Below are 5,759 nucleotides of genomic sequence, written 5' to 3'. Positions count from 1 at the left end.
CTGGTCGTAGATAAGTAATGTCACGATTCTCTCTGCGAAGTTCGGCAAGTTCATATAACAAGCGGTGGGCCAAATCCAACGCTAAAGGCATATAGTTTTCCGTTTCATTACTTGCGTACCCGAACATGATCCCTTGATCCCCTGCTCCTTGCTCTTCCTTACTTATTCGGTCAACTCCTTGGTTGATATCGGCGGACTGCTCGTGTATCGCTGATAACACACCACACGAGTTCGCTTCGAACATGTACTCAGATTTCGTATATCCAATTTTATGAATAACTGATCGCGCTATTTTCTGAACGTCGAGATAAATTTTAGATTTTACCTCTCCTGCTAATATAACTTGTCCGGTAGTAACTAAGGTTTCAATCGCCACCCGTGCATCCTCATCCCAGGCCAAGAAATTATCAATCAAAGCATCGGATATTTGGTCCGCGACTTTGTCTGGGTGTCCTTCCGACACCGATTCTGATGTAAATAAATATGCCATTAAGCTTTTTTTTGTGATCCGCGTAGAAAAGTAGCAATGCAGATAAATCGAAGTGGAAAAACTTACTTCTACTGGTTTTAGCACTTTTTTATCGTGGTTGCAATCTCCTCAGGCACGTATAACGTACCAAACGCAAATCAGTCCACATTTTTCGTCGACAAAAATACAACTCTTTAGCCGATATCGAAAACCTATTTCCATTTTCTACAGTAATGGCTTTGCAATAATATGTTTCAGACCCCTAATTACCGTACGACCAATAGGGTTTAACGAACATAGACATTAGCTATACTATAACAAGCCCCGTGCTTTTATCTCTAAATATTTGTTGATAGAATTCACAGTTAAATTCTCTGGTGCCGTGTACAGGGTTTGTATCCCGTGTCGTTGTAATTCCTGAATTACTTGAAGTTTTTCATGAACAAACTTCTGAGCAATGATTTGGTTGTATACTCCGAATACATTTTTTCCTTCCGTTTTTGCTAAATCTACGAGTTCGACATTTTGAAAAACCACCACAACCAATACGTGGGTTTTAGCGATCATCTTTAGATAGGGTAGTTGACGAGACAAGGCATCAAGCGTTTCAAAATTAGTATACATCATAAGCAGAGATCGTTTGTTTATGCGTTTCTGAATAAACCCGTAAAGATTTCCAAATTCAGACTCGTTGAAATCCGTTCGAATGTTGTAAAGTTTTTCGGAAATAAGCTTCATTTGATTGTTACGTCTTTCGGCAGCGAGATGGTTTCCTACCTCATTAGAATACGTTAGCATTCCAGCACGATCTTGTTTTAATACTGCAGCATTTGCGAGTACCAGACTCGCATTAATCGCGTAATCCAACAACGTTAGCCCATTAAATGGCATTCGCATAACTCTTCCTGTATCAATCAGTGCGTAAATCGGTTGGGATTTCTCTTCTTGATATTGATTTACCAATAACTTTTTATGCTTTGCTGTAGCTTTCCAGTTTAAATGCCGATACTCATCACCACGAACAAATTCGCGAATATGATCAAATTCAAAAGTTGAGCCAACACGCCTGGTATGTTTGACACCCATTTCGACGAGCCGATCAGTTGTTGCTAACAACTGATATTTCCGCATTTGTATGAAAGACGGAAAGCAAGCCAGATCCAGGTTACCGTTCAATGTGTATTTTCTTTCAAAAAGCCCTAAATATCTCACAAGGGCATGACAACGTTGAAATCTATACATGCCACGACTTGTAGGTCGGACTTGGTATTGTACGCTTTGAACTGAGTGCGCACCTAAAGCCAATTCAAATTCAATATTCCGTAGCTGTAATTGTTCGGGAAATTCTTCTAGCACACGTACTCTCACTCTAGAGGGATAGTGATTCATTAAGGCAATCGTTAAATCATTATGATCGCCATTAGACAATTTTTCCGGATAGTCCCGTCGAAGCTCAATAGCCCTCTTTGAAGAATACAAAAAAATTATATCCCACAAACATGCGGTCAAGAACAACCAGAAAAGAACGGACGCTGGAATGAAGAGCGCATTTATGAAAAACGAAACGATAAAAAAAGCCGCTAGCAGCAATATCCCGTAGAAAAATAAAGAATGGAAATATAAACTTCTAAAAAAGCGCATTATCTAGGAATTTCGATACTATCTACAATTTGCTTAATAATATAAGAACTGCTGAACCCTTCCATTTCTTTCTCTGGTGTTAACAACACTCGATGTCCCAGAATACCGGGTGAAACATATTTGACGTCGTCTGGGGTAATAAAATCACGTCCTTGTAACGCAGCATTAGCCTTAGATGCCTCTAAAATAGCAATAGACGCTCGAGGTGACGCTCCTAAAGTTAAATTAGGATTAAGCCGCGTTTGATGAACGATATTGGCGATGTAGCTGAAGACGTCCTGATGAACATAAAGTAATTTTACAAAATTTTGGAATGTTGCAATTTCTTCGACGGTTACGACCGGCATAACTTGCGCTTCCTTATTTTGCGCTTTTTGTGCGTGATGCTCCCTCAAAATTTCCAACTCTCCCGCGAGTTCGGGGTAAGTAACCTCAATTTTAAATAAAAATCGATCTAATTGCGCCTCCGGCAAACGGTATGTACCTTCATGATCAATGGGGTTTTGCGTTGCGAAAACAATAAACGGGGTTGGTACTGCATGTGTATCACCGTCTACAGTTACTTGGCGCTCGGACATACACTCAAAAAGTGAAGATTGTGTCTTTGCTGGTGCACGATTGATCTCGTCGATTAGTACAATGTTGCCAAAAATTGGTCCCTTTTTAAACTCGAATTCATTAGTTTTCAAATCCAGAACCGAAGATCCCGTTACATCAGAGGGCATTAGGTCGGGAGTAAACTGTATACGTTTAAATTCACCATGAATACTCTTAGCAATCAATTTAGCTGTAAGGGTTTTAGCTACTCCAGGCATACCTTCCAACAAGGAATGACCGGCCGCCAAGATAGAAATTAACAATTTATGAATAACCTCATCTTGGCCAACAATTACTTTTTTCACCTCTTGCTTGACCCGCTCCATCTTTTCTTGAAGAACCGTCAAATCTAGTCGATTTTCAAAGCTGGGTTCGAATTTGTTTTCAATTTCATTCATTGCATATGCGCTTTACGTTTAAATTCTTCTATTTCTTTATTAACCATTATTAGCTCCTTGTCCGTTGAATCGCTCGCGTGTCTATATCTTTTTACAACAGAAATAATATGTTCTGCATCTTGTTCGTCGGTTCCTGCACGTTGAGAAAGCTGTCGTGGAAAATCACTATCATCGATTTGCATAATATCTAGTTGAAAATGCATACGTAGATCGTATAAAAAATATTCAATCTTTTTCACAATCAGATTGCCTGGTTTGCCATTTTCGTAATACAAGGCCGATATCGTTCTCGCAAAATCCTTAGATAAGTTCGGCTCGGGTTGTATAATTGCTATCGCTCGTTGCTCCCGCTTACTTTTAAACAATAAAAACAATATCAAGCCAAATAAAATAAGATACCATCCCTGTCGTAAACTTTTATTCTCTAAAAAAACGCGTAACGGACTTCGCGATCGTTGATCCGTCTTAAAATTCCCGTCGTACCAGTAAATATTTTTGTTGGAGATAAATCTCAACGCCCTTACCCCATAATTGAAATTATCCTTTTTAAGCATAAAATAATTGGTAAACATCACCGGTTCGAGATGTAACACGAAGCGTCCTTTCCCCACCTGGACCGTAATAAAATTTGGGATATTTTTATCTTCTACTTCAAAGTACCCTAATATCTTAACCTGAGCAGAATCCAAGTCCCAAAAGACGCCCGGATACGTCAGATCCGCGTAGCTTGCCGCTCCGCCGTCGGCAAGTTTAAAAGTCCGCTCATCGTCCAGAACGGATCCAAAATCAGATGGGTAATAATAGCTTTGTTTTATCCCTAAAGTATCAAGTAGGGCTTCGGATATCTTATTTGCCGAAATAAAGACTTCACCCCCGGATCGTACAAATGCATATAGTCTATCGATGGTTTGCTTACCGTCGTACAATTGATTTTCAATATAGACCACCGTTCCAGCGTTCTTTCCACTTAACAGACTATCAACCGCTCGATAGTTTGTTGAGACAAAATCGGTCACCGTAGTTCCATTATTTAGAAAATCAGGCAGCTGTTGATGTGTAATATATAACCCAAAAGGAATTTTATCTCGCTGATCATATGTTTTCCGCCAATCAATCGGCTTATTTCCTACAACATCGATCAGTGCGATAATAAGAATCGTCAATCCCACCAACGCAATTGCAAACTTACTCGTACTCCTCATCGCCACTTCCTTTGAAAGTTAAAAAAATAACGAGCATAGTCCTCATATTGCTCTCCATCAATGGTAACAGCACCATACCAAATACGATTAAAAATATTCACATTTCTGATATATTCTCGTTTAACTTCGGCATCTGTAATCTCCGCAATAAGCTCTGCGTTGGTTTTCGAATACTTCCATTGTACGATATCTTTCTGAACCAAAAGCTGTATATTCAACAGGTTAAGATAGCGAATCGCTAATGCATAATCTTGCGCAGTTTTGGCTTTGTCGATATACGATATAAGATCTATTTTCATCAAGTTCTTCTCAACAAACTTGAATTCTGCTTCTTCGCCATGCTCCTTCTTATCTCTTGCGAGCAGCCGTTTGTTGGTAAAAATTAGGCGATAAACAATCCATCCTAGCAGTGCGATCCCGATTGCGGAAAGTAAATAATAAACTGATTCAGAAAATTGCCCGTAACTATCCAGCGGCACAAGGTCGGAAAGCCACTTAGCTATGCGACTAAAAAACCGGTTAAAAAAATTAACTTCTTGGATATTCGCTTTATCATAATCGAATTCCTCACCGGCATATGCATTCTGTATTTGGGCATAATAACCACTGTCCACCCGAGGTACGGAGTCCACGTACGGAACACCGTCGTAATGCCCTTCGTTCAAAAATATTTCAGTCTCATCGGAGAACGCCTCAGTGTTCACGAGACTATCTAATTGTATCGGATTATCAATAGAATCCTGCCCTTGGATACTCAAAAACAAAAAAGATAACACAAGAGAAACAACACCACTACGCATCCCGTTCCTTCCCTAGTTGCTCGATCTTTTCATATACATTCTCCCCATAAGCGATCTCTTTCGCAGATTCATAAATTATTCCTGAAACAAGAACAGAAAACATATAATATACCAAGTATAATAAGACAAGTATTGTTACTCCGATAGATGAGAGCATTCTTCCTATAAAACTATCGAAAAAACTATCATTAAATCCCACGACATTATATGCGATGAGGGTTATTATTACAGCCGGAACAATCATGAGCATCATCAACATCCCTTGAAAAATAAAACTGATGATATAAGAAGAAACACCGTAATCGAAGAACTTGTTCTTCATTGCTTTAAAGGTTTGTTGAAGAGCTGTGTGAGCATCCATATAGTTTTCCCTATAAAAAAGAAATGCGCAAAAATACCAAACACCAACCATCGCCATCCCGATCCCAACCGCGAAGTTCCCAACGAAAGGTATAAACATTAACAACGCGAAGATCAAACCCAGTGGGATCGAAAGTATAGTTAATGAAATTAATGATACCAATAGAAATACGAAATATTTACGAATATTCCGTTTAAATCCATCCCAAACATCTTTCGTTCCAAACGCTGTACTACGTTTGTTTTTCAGGAGTATGAAATATTCGATTGCCAAACCATAAAATATCAAACT

The 5,759-nt window shown here is 39.1% G+C and carries 6 protein-coding genes; all 6 read right to left on the bottom strand.

Features of this window, described 5'->3' with window-relative positions:
• Positions 1-490: S-adenosylmethionine synthetase N-terminal domain-containing protein (locus HP439_RS17400; RefSeq protein WP_281358216.1), on the bottom strand; the 490-nt coding region annotated here is incomplete at its 3' end.
• Positions 491-781: 291 nt separating this feature from the next.
• Complete coding sequence (locus HP439_RS17395) at positions 782-1,858, bottom strand: DUF58 domain-containing protein (RefSeq protein WP_246229405.1); 1,077 nt, start codon at positions 1,856-1,858, stop codon at positions 782-784.
• A 251-nt stretch (positions 1,859-2,109) separates the two neighbouring features.
• Positions 2,110-3,105 (bottom strand): AAA family ATPase, encoded by a 996-nt coding sequence (locus HP439_RS17390; RefSeq protein WP_172391607.1) that lies wholly within the window; start codon positions 3,103-3,105, stop codon positions 2,110-2,112.
• Positions 3,102-4,307 carry a DUF4350 domain-containing protein gene (locus HP439_RS17385; RefSeq protein WP_172391606.1) on the bottom strand — a complete coding sequence of 402 codons (1,206 nt, stop codon included), beginning with the start codon at positions 4,305-4,307 and terminating at the stop codon, positions 3,102-3,104. Before HP439_RS17385 ends, HP439_RS17390 begins: the two co-directional genes overlap by 4 nt.
• On the bottom strand, positions 4,304-5,065 hold the full coding sequence (locus HP439_RS17380) for a hypothetical protein (protein ID WP_172391605.1): 762 nt from the start codon (positions 5,063-5,065) through the stop codon (positions 4,304-4,306). Before HP439_RS17380 ends, HP439_RS17385 begins: the two co-directional genes overlap by 4 nt.
• A gap of 34 nt (positions 5,066-5,099) precedes the next feature.
• On the bottom strand, positions 5,100-5,759 hold a 660-nt coding region (locus HP439_RS17375), incomplete at its 5' end, for an ABC transporter permease (protein WP_172391604.1).

Source organism: Sphingobacterium shayense (assembly GCF_013179575.1).
GTDB lineage: Bacteria > Bacteroidota > Bacteroidia > Sphingobacteriales > Sphingobacteriaceae > Sphingobacterium > Sphingobacterium shayense.
The sequence above is the reverse complement of the archived record's forward strand: the minus strand, read 5'-3'. Positions and strand labels throughout refer to the sequence as shown.

Coding starts and splice junctions, on each gene's coding strand:
- HP439_RS17395 (WP_246229405.1), bottom strand. CDS start 1,858: ATGAATCACTATCCCTCTAGAGTGAGAGTACGTGTGCTAGAAGAATTT.
- HP439_RS17390 (WP_172391607.1), bottom strand. CDS start 3,105: ATGAATGAAATTGAAAACAAATTCGAACCCAGCTTTGAAAATCGACTA.
- HP439_RS17385 (WP_172391606.1), bottom strand. CDS start 4,307: ATGAGGAGTACGAGTAAGTTTGCAATTGCGTTGGTGGGATTGACGATT.